33 protein-coding genes and 1 pseudogene are annotated in these 18,290 nt (G+C 37.8%); 33 read left to right on the forward strand and 1 reads right to left on the reverse strand.

Going from position 1 to position 18,290, the window contains the following annotated elements; translation table 11 throughout:
- Window positions 1-48: 48 nt before the first annotated feature.
- The 18 genes from CUS89_RS03125 (at window position 49) to CUS89_RS16280 (ending at window position 8,107) form a co-directional block, all read left to right on the forward strand.
- On the forward strand, window positions 49-594 hold the full coding sequence (locus CUS89_RS03125) for a hypothetical protein (RefSeq protein WP_002319161.1): 546 nt from the start codon (window positions 49-51) through the stop codon (window positions 592-594).
- Complete coding sequence (locus CUS89_RS03130) at window positions 591-878, forward strand: hypothetical protein (RefSeq protein ID WP_016627808.1); 288 nt, start codon at window positions 591-593, stop codon at window positions 876-878. Before CUS89_RS03125 ends, CUS89_RS03130 begins: the two co-directional genes overlap by 4 nt.
- Window positions 875-1,060 carry a hypothetical protein gene (locus tag CUS89_RS03135; RefSeq protein WP_010728696.1) on the forward strand — a complete coding sequence of 62 codons (186 nt, stop codon included), beginning with the start codon at window positions 875-877 and terminating at the stop codon, window positions 1,058-1,060. Before CUS89_RS03130 ends, CUS89_RS03135 begins: the two co-directional genes overlap by 4 nt.
- Window positions 1,061-1,196: 136 nt before the next feature.
- Window positions 1,197-2,138, forward strand: a complete 942-nt coding sequence (locus CUS89_RS03140) for a YqaJ viral recombinase family nuclease (RefSeq protein ID WP_104871012.1) — start codon at window positions 1,197-1,199, stop codon at window positions 2,136-2,138.
- 1 nt (window position 2,139) lies between these two features.
- A complete protein-coding gene (locus CUS89_RS03145) occupies window positions 2,140-3,030 on the forward strand; it encodes a recombinase RecT (RefSeq protein WP_010728698.1) in 891 nt (296 codons plus the stop codon).
- A gap of 48 nt (window positions 3,031-3,078) precedes the next feature.
- Window positions 3,079-3,969, forward strand: coding sequence for a DnaD domain-containing protein (locus CUS89_RS03150; RefSeq protein ID WP_104871013.1), 891 nt, complete (start codon window positions 3,079-3,081; stop codon window positions 3,967-3,969).
- Window positions 3,962-4,321, forward strand: a complete 360-nt coding sequence (locus tag CUS89_RS03155; protein ID WP_104871014.1) for a DUF1064 domain-containing protein — start codon at window positions 3,962-3,964, stop codon at window positions 4,319-4,321. The genes CUS89_RS03150 and CUS89_RS03155 overlap by 8 nt, the downstream gene beginning before the upstream one ends.
- Window positions 4,322-4,335: 14 nt before the next feature.
- Window positions 4,336-4,497, forward strand: a complete 162-nt coding sequence (locus CUS89_RS03160) for a hypothetical protein (RefSeq protein WP_002301517.1) — start codon at window positions 4,336-4,338, stop codon at window positions 4,495-4,497.
- Entirely contained in the window at window positions 4,494-4,799 is a 306-nt protein-coding gene (locus CUS89_RS03165) for a hypothetical protein (protein WP_104871015.1), read from the forward strand. The genes CUS89_RS03160 and CUS89_RS03165 overlap by 4 nt, the downstream gene beginning before the upstream one ends.
- Window positions 4,799-5,116, forward strand: a complete 318-nt coding sequence (locus tag CUS89_RS03170; RefSeq protein WP_104871016.1) for a DUF1140 family protein — start codon at window positions 4,799-4,801, stop codon at window positions 5,114-5,116. Before CUS89_RS03165 ends, CUS89_RS03170 begins: the two co-directional genes overlap by 1 nt.
- Window positions 5,113-5,634, forward strand: coding sequence for a DUF1642 domain-containing protein (locus CUS89_RS03175; RefSeq protein WP_104871017.1), 522 nt, complete (start codon window positions 5,113-5,115; stop codon window positions 5,632-5,634). The genes CUS89_RS03170 and CUS89_RS03175 overlap by 4 nt, the downstream gene beginning before the upstream one ends.
- Window positions 5,631-5,948 carry a hypothetical protein gene (locus tag CUS89_RS16025; protein ID WP_181055294.1) on the forward strand — a complete coding sequence of 106 codons (318 nt, stop codon included), beginning with the start codon at window positions 5,631-5,633 and terminating at the stop codon, window positions 5,946-5,948. The genes CUS89_RS03175 and CUS89_RS16025 overlap by 4 nt, the downstream gene beginning before the upstream one ends.
- Window positions 5,949-6,170, forward strand: coding sequence for a hypothetical protein (locus CUS89_RS03180; protein ID WP_104871018.1), 222 nt, complete (start codon window positions 5,949-5,951; stop codon window positions 6,168-6,170).
- Complete coding sequence (locus CUS89_RS03185) at window positions 6,167-6,466, forward strand: hypothetical protein (RefSeq protein WP_104871019.1); 300 nt, start codon at window positions 6,167-6,169, stop codon at window positions 6,464-6,466. Before CUS89_RS03180 ends, CUS89_RS03185 begins: the two co-directional genes overlap by 4 nt.
- A 21-nt stretch (window positions 6,467-6,487) precedes the next feature.
- On the forward strand, window positions 6,488-6,715 hold the full coding sequence (locus tag CUS89_RS03190) for a helix-turn-helix transcriptional regulator (protein ID WP_002314901.1): 228 nt from the start codon (window positions 6,488-6,490) through the stop codon (window positions 6,713-6,715).
- Between the two features lie 146 nt (window positions 6,716-6,861).
- The gene (locus CUS89_RS03195) at window positions 6,862-7,041 is read left to right on the forward strand and encodes an XtrA/YqaO family protein (RefSeq protein ID WP_002326226.1); all 180 of its coding nucleotides are present in this window, start codon (window positions 6,862-6,864) and stop codon (window positions 7,039-7,041) included.
- Between the two features lie 102 nt (window positions 7,042-7,143).
- Window positions 7,144-7,731, forward strand: a complete 588-nt coding sequence (locus CUS89_RS03200; RefSeq protein WP_002309105.1) for a hypothetical protein — start codon at window positions 7,144-7,146, stop codon at window positions 7,729-7,731.
- Window positions 7,732-7,975: 244 nt separating this feature from the next.
- Complete coding sequence (locus CUS89_RS16280) at window positions 7,976-8,107, forward strand: hypothetical protein (protein WP_002330140.1); 132 nt, start codon at window positions 7,976-7,978, stop codon at window positions 8,105-8,107.
- A gap of 8 nt (window positions 8,108-8,115) precedes the next feature.
- Here the strand turns inward: CUS89_RS16280 and CUS89_RS03205 are convergent, their stop codons facing one another.
- A complete protein-coding gene (locus tag CUS89_RS03205; protein ID WP_002330141.1) occupies window positions 8,116-8,280 on the reverse strand; it encodes a YjzC family protein in 165 nt (54 codons plus the stop codon).
- 389 nt (window positions 8,281-8,669) lie between these two features.
- Here CUS89_RS03205 and CUS89_RS03210 point away from each other — a divergent pair, with 389 nt between their 5' ends.
- From CUS89_RS03210 to CUS89_RS03280, 15 genes and pseudogenes are all read left to right on the forward strand, one after another.
- Window positions 8,670-8,930, forward strand: a complete 261-nt coding sequence (locus tag CUS89_RS03210) for a DUF6275 family protein (RefSeq protein WP_072538728.1) — start codon at window positions 8,670-8,672, stop codon at window positions 8,928-8,930.
- Between the two features lie 40 nt (window positions 8,931-8,970).
- Entirely contained in the window at window positions 8,971-9,195 is a 225-nt protein-coding gene (locus tag CUS89_RS03215; RefSeq protein ID WP_104871020.1) for a hypothetical protein, read from the forward strand.
- Between the two features lie 42 nt (window positions 9,196-9,237).
- Entirely contained in the window at window positions 9,238-9,948 is a 711-nt protein-coding gene (terS, locus tag CUS89_RS03220) for a phage terminase small subunit (RefSeq protein ID WP_104871021.1), read from the forward strand.
- On the forward strand, window positions 9,914-11,239 hold the full coding sequence (locus tag CUS89_RS03225) for a PBSX family phage terminase large subunit (protein ID WP_104871022.1): 1,326 nt from the start codon (window positions 9,914-9,916) through the stop codon (window positions 11,237-11,239). Before terS ends, CUS89_RS03225 begins: the two co-directional genes overlap by 35 nt.
- Window positions 11,233-12,747 (forward strand): annotated as a pseudogene (locus CUS89_RS03230) (phage portal protein); the annotation flags it as partial. The gene CUS89_RS03225 and the pseudogene CUS89_RS03230, both read left to right, overlap by 7 nt.
- 296 nt (window positions 12,748-13,043) lie before the next feature.
- Window positions 13,044-14,180 carry a phage minor capsid protein gene (locus CUS89_RS03235; RefSeq protein ID WP_104871023.1) on the forward strand — a complete coding sequence of 379 codons (1,137 nt, stop codon included), beginning with the start codon at window positions 13,044-13,046 and terminating at the stop codon, window positions 14,178-14,180.
- A 110-nt stretch (window positions 14,181-14,290) separates the two neighbouring features.
- Window positions 14,291-14,866: a phage scaffolding protein gene (locus CUS89_RS03240; RefSeq protein ID WP_104871024.1), complete on the forward strand. Its 576-nt coding sequence runs from the start codon at window positions 14,291-14,293 to the stop codon at window positions 14,864-14,866.
- 18 nt (window positions 14,867-14,884) lie between these two features.
- A complete protein-coding gene (locus CUS89_RS03245) occupies window positions 14,885-15,757 on the forward strand; it encodes a hypothetical protein (protein ID WP_104871025.1) in 873 nt (290 codons plus the stop codon).
- A gap of 17 nt (window positions 15,758-15,774) precedes the next feature.
- Window positions 15,775-16,020, forward strand: a complete 246-nt coding sequence (locus CUS89_RS03250; RefSeq protein WP_104871026.1) for an Ig-like domain-containing protein — start codon at window positions 15,775-15,777, stop codon at window positions 16,018-16,020.
- A gap of 37 nt (window positions 16,021-16,057) precedes the next feature.
- Entirely contained in the window at window positions 16,058-16,453 is a 396-nt protein-coding gene (locus tag CUS89_RS03255; protein ID WP_002300152.1) for a hypothetical protein, read from the forward strand.
- Window positions 16,450-16,797 (forward strand): putative minor capsid protein, encoded by a 348-nt coding sequence (locus CUS89_RS03260; protein WP_002300153.1) that lies wholly within the window; start codon window positions 16,450-16,452, stop codon window positions 16,795-16,797. The genes CUS89_RS03255 and CUS89_RS03260 overlap by 4 nt, the downstream gene beginning before the upstream one ends.
- Complete coding sequence (locus CUS89_RS03265) at window positions 16,797-17,132, forward strand: minor capsid protein (protein WP_104871027.1); 336 nt, start codon at window positions 16,797-16,799, stop codon at window positions 17,130-17,132. Before CUS89_RS03260 ends, CUS89_RS03265 begins: the two co-directional genes overlap by 1 nt.
- Entirely contained in the window at window positions 17,132-17,524 is a 393-nt protein-coding gene (locus tag CUS89_RS03270; RefSeq protein WP_104871028.1) for a phage tail terminator protein, read from the forward strand. Before CUS89_RS03265 ends, CUS89_RS03270 begins: the two co-directional genes overlap by 1 nt.
- 12 nt (window positions 17,525-17,536) lie before the next feature.
- On the forward strand, window positions 17,537-18,004 hold the full coding sequence (locus tag CUS89_RS03275; protein WP_104871029.1) for a phage tail tube protein: 468 nt from the start codon (window positions 17,537-17,539) through the stop codon (window positions 18,002-18,004).
- Window positions 18,004-18,261, forward strand: a complete 258-nt coding sequence (locus CUS89_RS03280) for an Ig-like domain-containing protein (protein ID WP_172966955.1) — start codon at window positions 18,004-18,006, stop codon at window positions 18,259-18,261. Before CUS89_RS03275 ends, CUS89_RS03280 begins: the two co-directional genes overlap by 1 nt.
- Window positions 18,262-18,290: the final 29 nt, after the last annotated feature.

An 18,290-nucleotide genomic window follows, 5' to 3' on the forward strand; every position in this document is an offset into this window, starting at 1 on the left:
GTATAAAAAAATTGCTCGTATTGATATACGGGCGAATAAGAATATGAGGTGTTTAAACTGTTAAAAAAGTCAAGTGTTATTCGAGAATCGTTAGTCGAAGTAATTAATAAGAGTGGTGAAACCAAAAAGGAAATAGCAAGACAAATCAACGTCTCTCAACAGTCATTAAGCGATTGGACAACATTGCTTAACACGAAGCCCGTGACGTTGGAAAATGCTCAGGCGTTAACGGATCATTTTAGAGATTCTGATTTTACGCTTCAAGTGATCCATGAATTTTTCGGTTTATTCAAATCAATTGATGGAGACGTTTATAGAAGAGATCCATCTTCATTAGACAAGTTGCAAATGATTGAATCAGATGAGCGGAAACAGAAGAAGCAAGAAGTAGAAAAAATTCTTCTTAAACAAGTAAATTACTTAACTGTTGATGATCGTCAACAAATCATTGCATATGCTTATGAATTTTTAGACGAGATCATGGTTGAAGTCACACTAATAAGTGCATTATGCGAAATACTTGGAATCGATATTCGCAAGCTTAGTGAGGAACGGCTGTCGTACTGGGTAGTACAAGGATATATGAAAGGATGATGGAAATGGAAACATTGGAAAATATTTTTCCAAAAAAAGTTGTCTTGAAGCGCAACAGTAAGAGAAACGTCGAAAAACTAACTTACTCAGTTACTGAAGCGGCATTAGCTATAACAACAAATCCACAAAACGTAAAAGCTTTGATCGATATGGGGTACTTGGGTTGCTTAAAGATTGGAGAGATACGGATACCCAAAGCTGAAGTTAACCGTTTTTTAAACAATTATATGAACCGAGATTTGGCTAGTGAAATTGCTAAATATAGAGAGGAGAGAAAGAAATGAAAACTGTATTTAAAATGACTGTCAAGAGCGCTTTGCTTATGAGCCTAGTAGCAATCGTACTGGCAAGTATTAATCCAGCATATGCACTTATTTATTGGGGAACCTTAGTAGCGATTACTGCTGTAAGAGAAAGTTTCAAAATGCCAACACAAAAAAGACCGACCAGCGACGGTAATCGCTAATCGGCAACATAACAAAATATCTTATCTGTATTTTAGCATGAAAGGAAGGCTAAAACAATGAATGATTTTGGACAAGCGCTCGATCAGTATTTGACGACTCCCGAATGGGGCACGGCACATAAAGAGGAGGAAGACGATGAGTAAATCTACTTTAGAAATGAGCCGTCAAGAATGGCTTGAAGACCGCAAGAAAGGCATCGGAGGTTCTGATGTCGGAACGATTTTAGGATTGAATAAGTGGAAATCACCTTATCAACTCTGGCTAGAAAAAACAGGACAAGTCGTACTTGAAGAAATAGCAAGCGAGCCAGCTTATTGGGGCAATATCTTAGAAGAAGTTGTTGCTAAAGAGTTTCAAGAACGGACAGGTAAAAAGGTTCGCAGAAGAAATCAAGTCTTTGAACATCCACTGCATCCGTTTCTAAGAGCGAATATTGATCGTGATGTAGTGGGAGAAAATGCCATTCTGGAATGCAAAACAGCCAATCAATTTCTCGGCAAAGAGTGGGAAGGTGAAGAAGTACCACTCAGTTATCTCTGCCAAGTTCAACATTACATGAACGTTCTAAACAAAGACTATTGTTACATCGCTGTCTTAATCGGTGGTCAAAAATTTATCTGGAAACAGATTGAACGAGATCAAGAGCTGATCGATACAATCACTGAACAATTAGTAGAGTTTTGGGAAACGAACGTTCTTGGAGGTATCGAGCCAATTATTGATGGTAGTCAAGCAACTGCAGATTTCTTGAAAGAAAAGTATGCAGATGTTGAAGACGTTCAAACGACGTTACCAATTCATTTCGATGAACTAGTTGAACAGAAAAATGAACTCAAGCGAACCAAGAAAGAAATTGAATCGGCTATTCGACAGGTGGACAACGAGTTCATCAGTGAATTAGGCAAACGTGAAGCTAGTATCGGTATCACACAAAGAAACATTATCAGTTGGAAACTTGTTCGTACTAAACGCATTAACACGAAGAAACTAGCAGAGAAATATCCAGATGTCGCAAATGATGAAGAGATTTATAACGTTACTGAATCAAGAAGGCTAACCGAAAAGGAGATTAAATAATATGGCAACAAATGAATCGTTAAAAAATCAATTGGCAGAAAAGCCACAGAAACAAGTTGCACCAGGACAGTTAGGGCTTAAAGCTCTAATGAATACACCAACAATGAGAAAGAAATTTGAAGAAGTACTTCATGACAATGCTAATGCTTTTATGTCGAATGTTATGACTCTTGTATCTAATGACAGTTATCTTGCAGATAGTGAACCGATGTCTATCATGAGTGGTGCGTTAACTGCTGCAACATTAAATCTTGGACTAGATAAGAATCTTGGCTATGCCTATCTCGTTCCATTCAATAGTAAAAACAAGCAAACAGGAAAATGGGAAAAGAAAGCTCAATTTATGCTTGGCTATAAAGGATATATCCAATTAGCCCAACGATCAGGTAAATACAAAGCATTAAATGTGATTGAAGTTTACGAAGGAGAACTAAAAAGCTGGAACCGACTGACAGAAGAGTTCGAGTTTGATCCAAATGGTAGAACATCTGATGAAGTCATTGGATATGTTGGCTATTTTGAATTACTGAATGGATTCAAGAAAACTGTCTATTGGACCAAACAAGAAATTGAAGCTCATCGAATTGCTAACAATAAAGATCGAGATAAGACAAAGTTAAGTGGTGTGTGGGCATCTGATTACAATGCAATGGCACGAAAAACTGTTTTGAGAAATCTTCTTTCTAAATGGGGGATCTTATCCATTGAAATGCAAGAAGCTACTACATCGGATGAGAGAGTCCAAAGAGTTCAAGAAGATGGCAGCATTATTGCTGAAACAGAAGTTGAAGAAGATATTCCTGAAAGAAAAGAAGTAGAGGTTATTTCTGAAGAAAATGAAGATGTACAAACTGGATTATTTGATGCATCAAATCCACCATTAAACAAATAGCGAGGGAGTTATCTCCCTCTTAACATCAAAACGAAAGGAGGAACACAATTGGATTACATCGGACAGCTTAATGCTTTTGACAATTGGCTTGAATATAACGAGCTTGGCGCTGGTCCCCAACTGCTTTGGTATAAGCTAATGGCTATAGCAAACAAAAGTGGATGGCAGAGCGAATTATCGATTGCCAATACAAGGCTACAAGCAATGACTAAAACGTCTGAAAAAACATTGATTAACAATCGTAATCAATTGATCCAAAACGGACTCCTTCAATATAAAAAGAGAGGTCGTACAAAAGCTGGAGTTTATATTCTTTCTGATCTAACTGGAAATTTTACAGTAAAAACTACAGTAGATAATACGGTAGAAAACTCCGCTACTGGAAATATTCCAGTAGATAGTAAAGTAAATACGAAAGTAAATAGGGAAGTAAATCCTTCAGTAGATTCTACAGTAATTCCTTCAGCTTATATAAACAATACAAAACAAAACAAGACAAATAAAGAAGATGATATAGGCGTGTATGAGTTCATCCAAAAAAACTGGGGGAAAGCACCTACTGGACTTTTGCAAGGAGCATTAGGACCGATGATTAAAACTTGGGGAGCAGATATGATTCTCTTTGCTTTTAAATTAGCTTTCGAAAACAACGTTGAGATGCCAGGATTGAAAAAATACGTTGAAGCGATATTAAATTCATGGAGTAATCAAGGAATTAAGACAATGGAATCAGCAGAAAAAGCTCAAGAAGCTTTTAAGAACAAGAAAAAACAAAACTATCTTCCTAAACGTCAAAAAAACGTCCGTCGTGAAAAACTCCCTGATTGGGTAAACAAACCTCAAGAAGAAAAGACGCTAGATCCTGATAAAAAAGCAGAATTAGAAGCCCGTTTTGCTGCTTATCAGGCTAAGAAGGAGGCGCTTCTTGAGAATGAATAAATATCGTAATCGAAAAACTATCCATCGAGGTATCAAGTTCGATTCAAAGGCAGAAGCAGAGTACTACGATCTAGCTTTGTGGCAAGCGGAAGCGAACGGCTGGAAAGTAAAACTTCAGGAAAGATTTGAGCTGATGCCGAAATTTGAACTAGACGGAAAGAAGTATCGCAAGATCGAGTATATTCCCGACTTCACATTTTATAAAAACGGCAAACTTGTCAAAGTCGTAGATGTCAAAGGAATGCAGACAAAAGACTTTAAGATCAAGGCGAAATTGTTTTGTCATCAATATCAAGTGCCGTTGATATTAGCTAAAAAATATCGGAATACGTTCAAGGAAGAGCGTTTTTAACGAGGTGGTCCATCATGACAACAGAAGAAGTGATTCAAATGCGTATTCGAAGCATTCAACGTGAAATTGACGATCTGGAACGAACAAAGGCAGTGATGGTCAATGAAACGGCTAGGAAGGCAATCGATTTGCACATAGAGAATTTAAGAAGGGAAATTCGTAGATTGGAGGAATGAGCGTGGATAAGAAAGCGGCAATGAAACGAATTGCTGAATTAACCAAGTCAGAATCTTGGCAAGAAGACAAAGAAATAGTTGCAGAAGTTCAAAAGCTTGGTAAATCAATGTGGACTGAAAAAACCAAACGGAGAACGCCGAGAAAAATTGCAATCTGGCATGGTGATCGAATTCTAGTGACAGGAACAGCTGAACAGTTATCTGAAATTACTGGATTAAGCAAAAACATTATCTGGGATAGAGCTAGGAGCTTATGGATTGATTCAAAAGGACGACAGTTTAGGTATGTGGAGGAGAAATAATGGATCTCATTACACAATACAGTGATATCATCCTCAAGAAAATCATGATGAAGATTCAGAAAGACAAAAAATCAAAAGAACGAGCGGAATTAGTTAAGTTAGAAATGGCTGAAACAGGAGCAGGAGTGCGAAGTAGCAGGCATTGGAAAGCAGCAGCAAACATTGAATTTTATTACAACGAAATTCAAAAAGGGTTCGATCAGATGCGTGAGCTGGATCGGCAAACAAATTGGAGCAAGAAACTTCATCAAGATCGTTTCAAATTTGTAGAAAAGCATAGAGAGATACTAGACGAATACTTGGAGGAACAGCGATGAATAAACAGGAAATAATCAAAAAGTTAGAAAGTATTAAAGCGATAGGAAATGATGCAATAGCTGCTTGCTATAACGAGAGTATAAATGCAGGTATTACGTTAATGAAAAAAATAGACGAACCGCAGAAGCCAGTGGTGCCGAAGTTTGTGGCGGAATGGATAGAATACGCTAAAAAGAAAGGCGATAGTCTAGCTATTTCATTCAAGCCGTGGAACCTCTACGGTGTTGAGTATAGCAAGGCTGATAGATGGATTGAAGATAATCAAGAAACGTTTGCTCGTGCTTGGATAGACGGCTACGAGGTTGAGAAAGAGCCGTTGTATACAGTTACTCTTAGCCTTGACCTTAAATATTATCTAGTCATTGATGAGTACGAATGTGACGGAATAAGTCCAACTTTAACAACTAGCTCTGATGTATTAGGGTATCGCTACTTTTTAACAGAAAAAGAAATAAAATCAGCAGATGAGAACCTGTGGTTGATTGCTGTGCCGGTGGAAGAGGTGGCGGAAGGATGAGCGATTACTTAACAGCAGAACAATATGAATATGCTAGAAAAACAGGAGATTGGGAATCGGGTAAAGTTCTCAATCATCGACAAGCACTCAACGACAACCAGAAAATCGTGTTGGAGTGGTTGAAAGAACAAGTTTCAATCGGGAGTGGCCTCCAATATGTTTTGTGGGAATTCACTGATAATGTTTATGAGGATCCTGCGGAATATAGTGTTTCTGAGCAAACAAAAGCGTGGCTAGAATTGACAGAGCAAGAACAATTTCAAGTCCTATCAGCATTCGCTCAATGGGGATTAGAACAGGAGGAAGCGGAATGAATGTTCAAAATAGCATTTTATCTGTTCGATTACAAAGATGGTTCGTTTAAGAAAGTTTATTTCCATCACTGGAATGATAGCAAGCCAGTTTTTACAAAAAACAAGAAGAGAGCAAAGAAGTATTTTGATAAAGGGTCAGCAAACAAAGATATAGCGCAGTTAAGAAAAGCAGAATCACCATCTGCGAAAACATTGTCAATTCGATTGGAGGAAAAAGAATGAAACTAAAAGACGGATTTTACGCTAGTAGTCATGGTATCGGCGGTTTAATGCTAGATATGCCGACAAAGAACCCTAAAACACATAAGAAACCAAAATTCAAAGTCGGTGACATGGTTCGCTGCGAAGCAGAGGAGTTCGTTTATCCCTTCAGAGGATACGTTAAAAAGATACTGTCAAACTCAGCAATCATTCGTATTGAAAACACGATGAAATGTGACAAGTGGTTAGCGAAAAGTAAAGAGAATTTAGCAGTGGCGAGATTGGTGGATATGGAGATTATAAAAACAGAATTATAAGTTATATAAGGAGAAATCAATATGAATGACAAATTTATCAATAAAAATGACTTAGACTCATTGTTAGTTGGATATGTGCCTAAACGCTATCTAACTCAAAAAGAAGCAGTTCATTACACGGGGACATCTGCAGGAACGATCAATGAGTGGGTAAAAAAAGGATTGAAAGTAATCATATTCGGTGAAAACAGCCGTCCAAAATATGACATCAAAGATATCGATGAGTTTATTGCTAAATATAAAGTATGAAGAATTATTGAAGTAGCTAATAGAGAATTCCTTATCAGCATAATATCGTTAATAAACATAAACAGCAAGCCATTATTAGCTCGCTGCTCGTGACAAATATGATTTGCCCCTGCCAAGGTAAGTCTATTATATCACAGGAGGCAGCTATGGAGTTAAAGGTAATTGGATTAAGCGACATTGAAAAAATGCAAGGAGAACATTGTTTAATCATTATTTCAAACGGTCAAATGAAAAGTGTCGAGCTTCCTTCGTTTGGAACAACAGTTATAGAATCCCATTGCAATAAAGTCAAGCAAGTTAAAGAAGAAGTGAAACAATTATTTTAAATATCGTCCTACCAGAAAACTGGCGGACACAAGTTGACAAGAACTTTCTTGTTGATTTGTGTCCGCTTTTTTGTTTGCGAAATTATTGAGGAGGCTATCTATATGAATGATTTAATCCAGGAATACAAGAATGACTTGAAAATGTTGAAAAAGCAACATCAAAAAATCTTAAATAAACGATATCGCACACCTGTCAAAGAACATGGGAGAGTGATACATAAATTAATTGATGATCGTTCTCCTCAAGATATAGCGGATCAAAAAGTAATAGCAGAAGCTATCTCTACTACAGAGTACGCTTTATTCTGGTTAGAAACAGGCAGAGAGAAGCCTTTCGATGATGAGCAAGCCAAGAAGATACCAAAGCATAGAAGAGCCGTTAAACTGGCAGATATAGACGTTATGAGCTATCAAGTTTATTTACAGGAAGTAGAAAAGCCAGCAGAAGAGACGATTTCTCCGAAGAAAAAAGAGATGTTGCTCCAAGTGACGGAGATAGAATCTTTGCTTTCTAATAAAGAACTGACATTATTTCATTTAATTAATAAAGATTTATGTACTTATGGAGAAGCAGCAGAACAAATGAATCTAGCTGTGGGTACTGTTAAATCTATGTCACAGCGAATTAAAAATAAGATCGACAATTATTTTGAATATGGTCATCAAATAAATCTATTTGAAATTTGCTAAAACTTGTAAACCATTCCCACCTATAAGTGAAGACAATTAATAGATTAGACACTCACAAGTTTATTCATTCTTTTATTCTGAATAATTGTTCTTCAAAAATAAAACGCAAGGGAGGGAATCTCCCTCATCGTTTTAAATTAAGCTTCGATAGATAGCAGCAAATATGAAGAAAAGGATGTGAACTCAACTCCTTCTGAATTCTTCGTATGCTGCTGTCTATTAAATTATTTAAGGAGGGGATTGTATGCATCATTATATTACTAAATATCAAGATGAAAATGGAAAATTGAGAATTGTATCATGGTTACAAATTAATCTATTTAACAAATCTTACTGTTTTTCAAAAAAAGAGCTAGCTGTCCCTAAAGACAACTAGCAGTAATCTTATTTTTTGGTCCATTTGTTTCCTGGCTTAGAAGTTGGAGGAAGTCTGTCTCCTTTATCGATAGTAGCATTATGACCTTTAGGAACATTTCCTCCTTTTGGACCAACTTCTTTGTACTTACCGGCAGGCTTATTATCTTCGCCTGGTTTGAAAAGATTACTCATGTTATCACCACCTATAATTTATTTCAGCGGACCACTCGCTGATAACTAAAATTATACGCTTAGTATTTATTTTCACAATATTAATTTGTCACTGTGGCGGAAAGGGTAGACGCTTAAAAATAAGGTCAATACGTCGAGGGATAGCCTTAACGTTTTATGATTTGACCATGCAATGTTCGATTCATTGCCAGTGACTTAAGTAGCTTGCACTTGGTAGACATAAATACCTGATGTGTCGTAGAGTTCAAATCTCTGAATCTAGGTGAGGTCCGTGGTAGAACCTATTAGGGCGGGCTGTTGGTTCAATTCCAACTTTGGTGCAAGTTACTATTACATATTAGATCACTCTTTGAGTGGTCTTTTTATTTTAAAAAGAGAGGATTTTGAAAATGAATCATGAGAAGTTTATCGAAAAATGCAAGGCTATTGTACGTGAAAGAATTGAAAATGAGATTGCAGAACCAAGTGGTGCAGTGCCTCAGTTTGATATATTTGTTGTGTGGTCGTGTAAAACACTACAGAATAGCAAAGCATTAGTTAGCGCTAGCTTAAAAGGAGCACCGTATTTTGAAATTACGTTGAACGGGGACAAAGGTGAAATCTATGTAGATACTTATCTCAAAAAATCAAATGAATGTATCAAAGTCTAGCACATGCTAGGCTTGTTCTTTACATAAAGGAGGCTACATAATGAGAAACTACTGGTATGTATCGCTAACAAACCGATATCCGCAACCGAACACTGATGATCCAGTGAGGGTTGTCCAATCAGTCCAAATAAAAAAGAAGTACTCCATCATTGAAATGACCAGAGAAGCAACACCAAAAGAGATTGATAAATGCAAACTTCTTTATTGCGGTCATGGTTTCTATTCAGATAAACACATACAGGAAAATCTTTCAAAGTATGTGTAGATTACAAAACAAATGTTGCAAACAAGCGAGGTGGTGTCACATGTGAAGAAATACGAACTAGCTAAAGATGATTATGAAAAAGGGTTGAAGTATAGAGAAATAGCGGAAAAGTATGGTGTATCCATCAGCACAGTAAAGTCATGGAAATCCCGTTACTGGTCTCGAGAAAAGGTTGCAACCAAGAACGCAACTATTCCGAACAACAAAGGAGCGCCAGAGGACAACAAAAACGCTGTTACCCATGGCCTTTTTGCCAATTGGTTACCTTCTGAAACATTAGAAATTATGAATGAGGTTGCAACCTCTAAACCTGAGGATATATTATGGAATAATATCATGATCCAGTACACGGCTATTATCCGAGCACAGAAAATCATGTATGTTGATTATGAGGGTAGTTTGTCCAAAGAAGTTTCTAAGTGGTCCTCGAGTGATTCTGGAAGTTCAGAAGAATATGCTATTCAATATGCTTGGGACAAGCAAGCTAATTTCATGAATGCACAATCAAGGGCTATGAGCACGCTATCTAGCTTAATTAGACAATTTGTCTCTATAGCTGATGAACATGATGAACGTAGAAAGAAACTAGAATACATGGATGTACAAGTCAATTTAGCAAAAGCACAATTGAAGCAGTTAGATGATGGTTATGATTCGTCAGAAGAACAAACAGTGATTGTTGATGATATCCCGATGATTGAAAGTGAGGTTGATTTAAATGGGAATGAAAGCCAAGACAAAGCCTCAGATTAAACTAACTGGAATGATTAACCCACATTTTTATAAGATGTGGCACACACAATGTCCGTATGTTTTGATGAAGGGCGGACGTGGATCGTTTAAATCATCTGTTATTAGTTTGAAACTTGCTACTGAAATGAAGAAACACACGCAAGCAAAACATAAGGTTAACGTTGTTTGCATGATGAGTCAGCACAAGTATTTAAGAGATGCTGTTTATGAACAAATCAAGTGGGCACTTTCAATGTTAGGCATTTCAAAAGAATATAAGTTTCGTACTTCTCCTTTGCGAATCATTCATAAACGTACTGGTTCTAAGTTCTATTTTTATGGTGTTGATGATCCCTTAAAACTAAAATCAAATGCAATTGGCGATGTCATTGCTTTGTGGTATGAAGAAGCTGCAAACTTTGAAAGCGAAGAAGTATTTGACCAGACGAATGCAACCTTTATCCGTCAACGGTCGCCATGGGTAGATCAAGTACAAGTTTACTATTCATGGAACCCGCCAAAAAATCCATACGATTGGGTCAATGAATGGGTAGAGAAATGCATACGCCTAGATGATCATTTAGTGGACCACTCGACTTATAAAGATGATGAGTTAGGTTTTACGGATCCTCAGCAATTAAAGCTGATAGAAACGTATAGAGAAAATGATGAAGATTACTATCGATGGCTTTACTTAGGCGAAGTGATTGGTCTGGGCACGCTAATCTATAACATGGATCATTTCCATCCGCTTGATGAGTTACCAGATGATGATTACATCGTTCAGATTTGCTTTTCAATCGATAGTGGACACCAAATATCAGCGACTACCAGTGGTTGCTACGCTATTACCAAAAAGAAAAATGTCATTTTATTAGATACTTATTATTATTCTCCCGAAGGAAAAGTAAATAAGAAGGCACCTGATGAGTTATCTAAAGATTTGCATGATTTTATTGAAAGATGTCAATCTAAATACAATAAATATGCCTATAAAATCACGATTGATTCAGCAGAAGGTGCTTTAAAGAATCAATACTATAAAGATTTTGGCATAAGATTTCATGCGGTGGCCAAAGCTAAAAAAGTGGATATGATCGATTATGTACAGAACCTCCTTGCACAGGGCAGGTTTTTTTATTTGGATACAGAAGCAAATCGAATATTTATTAAAGAGCATCGTGATTATCGATGGGATGAAGATACTCTACAATCTGATGATCCAAAAGTTATCAAAGTTGGTGACCATACATGTGACCAGTTCCAATATTTTGTAAAAGATAATCTAAATGATTTAGGACTGAAATGGTAGGTGAAATCATGGGAGTAATTCAAACGATCAAAAATATGTTCAAGAGAGGAGTTGATAGTGTGAATATGAACGTTAATGGAAAAGATATAGCGAAGATCACTGATCACCCAAAAATTGGGATTGATTCGCTAGAGTACGCTCGAATAGCGGAGAACTTCAAATATTATGCTAATTTATTTCCGGATGTCAACTATAAGAGTTCATTTGGCGACAATAAAAAACGAGAATTTAAATCATTGAACGTGACTAAGACTGCTGCGAGACGATTGGCTAGTATCATTTTCAATGAAAAATGTAAAGTTACGCTGAACGATCCCACTGATAAAAAGGATGTTTCTAAAGAGATTAAAGAAGCATCTGAATTTTTGGAACAAACATTATACGACAACAATTTCTATAATTTGTTCGAATTGAATCTTGAGAAAGGTATCGCTGTAGGAGGATTTGCTATGCGGCCTTACATTGATGGAGATAAGATTAAAATCTCGTGGATTCGTGCAGATCAGTTTTACCCGTTACGTTCAAATACAAACGAAGTTAGTGAGTGTGCTATTGCTACTAAATCAATTCAAACTGAAGGAGACACGAATTACTACTACACGCTCCTCGAATTTCATGAGTGGCAAGACGAAAAGTATGTTATCAGTAATGAGCTTTACAAATCTGACAACAGTAACGTTGTTGGAAAGCAAGTTCCACTGTCGATTCTATATCCTGACTTAGCTGAAACAGTCACACTAGAAGGTTTGAAGAGACCGCTTTTTGCTTACTTCAGAACGCCTGGAGCTAACAATAAATCGTTAGAGAGCCCATTAGGTGCCGGCATTGTGGATAACTCAAAAGAGATTTTAGATATGATTAACACAACACACGATCAGTTTGCTTGGGAAATTCAGTTAGGGCAGCGGCGTGTTGTTGTGCCAGCGGAATTCCTTAAAACAGATGAATCACACCCACCAATGTTCGACACGGACCAAAACGTATTCGCTGGTGTATACGGCGCTGAGAATATAGGGGTCAAAGATATTACAACACCTATTCGTACAGTTCAATATAAGGACGCTATCAGCCATCTGATTAAAGAGTTCGAGGTGCAGGTTGGTTTGTCAGTGGGTTCGATGAACTATGCAGATGACGGTATTAAAACGGCCACTGAGATTGTTTCTAACAATTCCATGACTTATCAGACACGTTCAAGTTATTTGACTATGGTTGAAAAAGTTATCAATGAGCTTATTCATTCTATTTTTGAGCTTGCAGGATACGGAGAAATGTTTGAAAGCGAGAAACCGCTATTCTCTATTGAATATGATAGTTATTTAGTAACAGTTAGTTTTGAGGATGGTCTATTTGTCGATCGAAATAAACAATTGGAGAATGATTTGAAAGTTTTTGTCGCAGGCGCAATGCCTAAAGATCAATTCTTGAAGCGTAATTACAATTTATCAGATGAAGAAGTGAAGCTTTGGTTGGGGGATGAACCTGATACTCCTGAGAGAGACAAAACAGTGCCGAATGGTGAAAATGATAGTTTTAAAACATCTGGGGCTTTACTTAATTCCAAGGACGACAACACTATTCAGAAGGTATCTATGAATGGCGCTCAAGTAACAGCGCTTATAAATATTGTTCAGCAAGTAGCGTCTAAGCAATTGCCTAGAGATTCGGCTATATCTCTTATTACAGCATCATTTCCATTTGACGAAGAGAAAGCCAATGAAATTCTCGGTGATGAGAGTTTCGAAATTGAACCGCCCAAAGAGCAGAAGAAAAGCAATAATAATTTGAATGAAGGCGATTAGTCATGATCACACCGGATAAAATGCAGCGTGATGCGGATTCAATCACTAATATTTATTCAGAACTTGAAGATCGTATCTTTAACATAATCATCAAAGCGTTAAAACAATCTCGCTTTGAGAATGTTGAAAAAGAAGACGTTCTACTATGGCAAGCTAAGCAGCTATCTAAAATGGGCGTGCTTAACGAAAATGTTATCGATCTTTTGGCTAGTTACACAGGAGAAACACAAGAAGCAATCGAACAATTAATCAAAGGTAACGGCGTAAAAGTCGTTAATGAAATTGATCGAGAGTTAGAACGAATGGTCCATAAAAGTGTTCCTGTATCTGACGACGTAAACAAAATTCTAGACTCTTTGGTTCGTCAAACGTTCAAAGATTTAAACAACAATGTCAATCAAACGTTAATAACTACGAATTTCAACGAGAATGCTGTAATGCGAGCTTATCAAGCAATTCTTAAACAATCTACCCTAGAATCCATGACGGGGCTTAAAACGCATGAGAAAGCCGTAAAAGATAATGTCTATAAAATGGTAGACATGGGAATTAAATCAGGTTTTGTCGATAAAGCTGGTCGAGAGTGGTCGATGGAAGCTTACTCGAGAACAGTGATTCAATCCACCTCACACAGAACGTTTAATGATCTTCGTTTGAAACGAATGGAGGACTTCGACTGTGTCACTGCATTAATGAGTAGTCATCCATCTGCCAGAAAAGCATGTGCAACGATTCAAGGAGATTGGGTGTTAGTTGTTCCGAAGAGCAAAGCTCCTGATGAATTTAAACATTTGCCTTCTATCTATGATCATGGTTATGGCGAGCCAGATGGCACCCAAGGCATTAATTGCAAGCATGTCCTTTATCCCGGAAGGCCAGATATCAATACAAACAACCAACCTCAATATGACGCTGACGAAGCGCAAGAAAATGCTGAAATACAACAAAAGCAACGCAAGATTGAGCGTGATATTCGTTACCAGAAGAAGCGAATGAATGCGGCGTTAGAATTGGAAGATCCCGAAACTGTCCAGATGTGCAAACAAGTGATTGCTAACAAACAGAAACAGTTAAGGGAGCTTATCAACGAACATGAGTTCTTAGTTCGTGATTACAGTAGAGAACAAGTACAAAGTTAATAGTTTTAGGCTTAGCAATCGCTAGTCTTTTTATTTTGCCCTGAATACGGCGTTAAACTGTTCAATCCATCGAGGGCGTAGCCTCGTTAAACAACGAAAGGATGAATGAAATGAAACGTGAAGAACTGAAAGAACTTGGCTTAACTGATGAACAGATTGGATCAATTATGGCTTTGCATGGTGTGACTGTGAACGAGTTGAATAGTCGTGTGTCTACCGCGGAACAACAGGCCACTCAATATCAAGAACAGTTAGAGAAAAACCAAAATGAGCTGAATGATTTCAAAGCAAATGCTAAAGGAAATGAAGATCTTACTAAGCAGTTAGAGGATTTACAATCTAGGTTTGATGAAATCAAGACGAGTTCTGAACAACAAATTGCTGATCTTAAAAAATCATCAGCGATTGACTTAGCTCTAACACAAGCCGGGGCTAAAAACATTAAGGCTGCTAAAGCCTTGCTAGACAGCGAATCATTGGAACTGAAAGATGAGGGATTAAAAGGATTAGATGAACAACTGGCCGCACTCAAAGAGAGCGACGGTTATTTATTTGGCTCAAATGAACCTGTTCCGCCCAATCCAGAAGGTAAAAAAGCTACTTTCGGGGGCAATCCTAGTTCTGGCCAGAATGTGGAAGAAGATGTGTTCGCTAAAGCATTAGGAGTTTTACCAAACAAAAATTAAATTTGGAGGGAATAAAATATGGCAATTAATTACATTACAAAAGACAATGGGATTTTCGATCAGAAGATCACTCAAGGATTGTTAACGACGATCTTAGGTATTCCACAAGTTGAATTTGTGAACGGTGGTAAATCATTTACATTAACGACTATTTCAACTTCTGGTTTGAAACACCATACACGTAACAAGGGATTCAACAGCGGTACTTATGGAAATGACAAAAAAGTTTACACAATGGGTCAAGATCGAGACGTTGAATTTTACATCGATAAACAAGACGTTGATGAAACGAATCAAGACTTAGCTGTAGCTAAAATTTCAAATGTATTTATCACTGAACACGTTCAACCAGAAATCGATGCGTATCGTTTTTCTACTTTAGCTTTAGGAGCAGGAAATACTAAAGAAGAAACAATTACTGAAAAGAATGCTTATACAGCCATTAAAGCTGCAATTTTACCAGCTCGTAGATTTGGACCACAAAATTTAGTAGCGTTTGTATCAACGACCGTAATGGATGCATTAGAACGTTCTTCAGAATTTACTCGTAATATCACTAATCAAAATGTTGGGCAAACGGCACTAGAATCTCGGGTAACTTCTCTTGATGGTGTGTTATTGGTCGAAGTTTGGGACGATACTCGTTTCAAAACTAAGTTCGATTTCACTGATGGCTACGCTGCTGCCGCTGATGCACAAGACATCAATATCTTAGTTGTCGCTAAACAAGCAGTTATCCCCGTGGTTAAAGAAAACACTGTCTTCTTGTTTGCACCGGGCGAACATTCACAAGGCGATGGCTACTTATATCAAAACCGCTTATACCACGACTGCTTTATCAAAGAACAACAAAAAGAAGGTGTATCTGTCTCTTTGGCCCCAAAAGCTTAGCCCCATCCGGCGTAACTTTGAATAAAACAACAGCTACGCTAACGGTGGGATCAACAGAAATATTGTCTGCTACTGTATCACCAGAAACGGCAACTGATAAATCAGTCAAATTTACCTCTAGCGATGAAACAATTGCAACAGTAACGCCAGTGCAAGGAAAGGTTACTGCTATTAAAGTAGGAGCTACGACGGTCACAGCGACAACCGTAAATGGTAAAACTGCTACGTGTGAAGTCACGGTAACCGCAGCAAGCGAAGGATAGCTACTAAACTATCCTTTTTAATTGAAAGGAGGCAGTTATGAGCTATCTTACGCACGATGAATATTTAAAATCAGGATTCAACAAAGTATCAGTTTCGGAGTTTGATGACTTAGAAAAATGTGCTGCACGTCAGCTTAATCGAGTGACAGGCGATTTTTACATGAGACATTCTTTAGCTGATGACACGTTCAAATATCGAGTGGATAAGTTCAAAATCGCAATGGCTGTCCAAATTGAATATTTGAAGTCAGTTGGAGTTACTTCGTTATCAGACTTACTAAATGCTTCCCCTTCAAGTGTCAGCGTTGGTCGTATGCGTATTGAATCTGGAAGCACGAATGCAGCAACAGTTGGCAGAACGATGGTTGCAACAGAGGCTTATAACGAGTTGATCTATACAGGACTTCTTTACAAGGGAGTTGACTATCGATGATTCCTTTAATGCCAAAAGAACTTTGTAACCAGTCAATTACTTTGAGGCTGCTAGATGGTCATGACAAATGGCAAAAACCTGTCTTTTCTGAACCAATCACGATTAATCATATGATCTTTCAACCTCAAACAGTGTACAGCGGTAGTAATAATAATCGGCAAGTGGTAGCCAACGCTATCGCTTTTTTGTTTGCTGGAGTATCTGATCCGATGCCAGTGATTAATAAAAATCATGTTGGGTCAAAGATTGACTTTGAAGGTGAGACTTACACTATCACGACGATCGTAGATAACCGTAATCCATACAGTAACGAAGTCTACTCGTATGAGTTGGAGGTGCTGTAATGCTCCATGTTAAGGTTGAAAAAAATGGCGTCGATCGTAAGTTGTCAGTGATGAACATCAATTCAGCACTGTATTATATGACATCTCAAATGCACATGGATATGAATCTATATGTGCCTAAACGCCAAGGAAATTTAAGGGACAAATCTTTCGTTAACAAAAACCGAATAACTTATGCTGCTCCTTATGCACGAGCTCAATTTAGAGGGTTTGTTAACGGCAGCAGAGTCAGAAACTATACGACTCCAGGTACCAGCCGTCGTTGGGATCTTAGAGCAAAAGCGAATCACATGGATGATCGGCGTAGAGCGTTTATCAAAGGAGGAAACTTGTAATGGATTTATGGGAACGATTATCTGACTCGATAGATTCTATTCAAGGCCTTCCAATGCCATGCTCGATGGGATTTCTAAACGGTGAAGATACACTTTGTGTTTATTCGATGCCAGGTAGTCGGACAGTAGAAGAATATTTTGACGGTACGAAAGAGCGTGAAATGCTCTATGAGGTCGGATTTAACACGAAAGACCAAGAAAAAGCCAACAAAACATTATGGCTTATATCAAATCATTTAGACGAACTCTCAACTCTGAAGTCAGAAGATGAGAGCTTCGTCTTTTTAGGTATCGAAATAAGCGAGACACCTTTTGTAAGCGAACAGGACACTCAAGGGAACTCAACTTATTTATTAGGTATCAAAATCACCATTCATCAATTCAAAAATTAGGAGGAAATTTAAATGGCAGAAAATAGTAAAGAATTTTTACTAAACTTTAAAAACAAATTGGAAATCGATACTTCAGGAAGTACAGATTTAGATCAAATCGCATCGGCTAAATTCGCACCATTAGCAGCAGGGATCACAACTATTACTCCGGCTGCAGCGGACACTACAGATGCATCCCCTTACTACGATGGAGAAGGATTCACTGATTCCACTGTAACTGGTAAAAATATCACGTTCCAAGTTGCGGGACACCGTGTATTTGGAGATCCAGCTCAAGATTATGTAGCGTCTAAATTCTTGTCAATCGGAGATGAATTACGCACGTTAGCACAATGGACTGATGCCAAAGGGAATAAGGTTCAAGCTGTTGTTACATTGACATCTATCGTGCCATTTGGTGGTGCAGCTAATGCTAAACAAACGTTCAGCTTCACAATGGCATTCAACGGCAAGCCAAAAACGGTAGCAGCGGGGGAGTAATTAGCCCCACAAGCGTAAAGCTTAATAAAACAACGTTATCGCTTGTTGTTGGGGCAACAGAAACCTTAACAGCTACCGTTTTACCGGCAAATGCTACAAATAAAAACGTTACATGGTCAGCTGTTGATTCTACAATTGCCACAGTTGATGCAAAAGGCAAAGTAGTTGCTGTTAAAGCAGGAACTACGGAAATTACAGTTAACACAGTAGATGGTAATAAGAGTGCAGAATGCGCATTAACTGTCACCGCACTATAAAACTATTTTAGAGCAGATGAACGATTGGT

Source organism: Enterococcus mundtii, from assembly GCF_002947535.1.
Taxonomy (GTDB): Bacteria; Bacillota; Bacilli; order Lactobacillales; family Enterococcaceae; genus Enterococcus_B; species Enterococcus_B mundtii_B.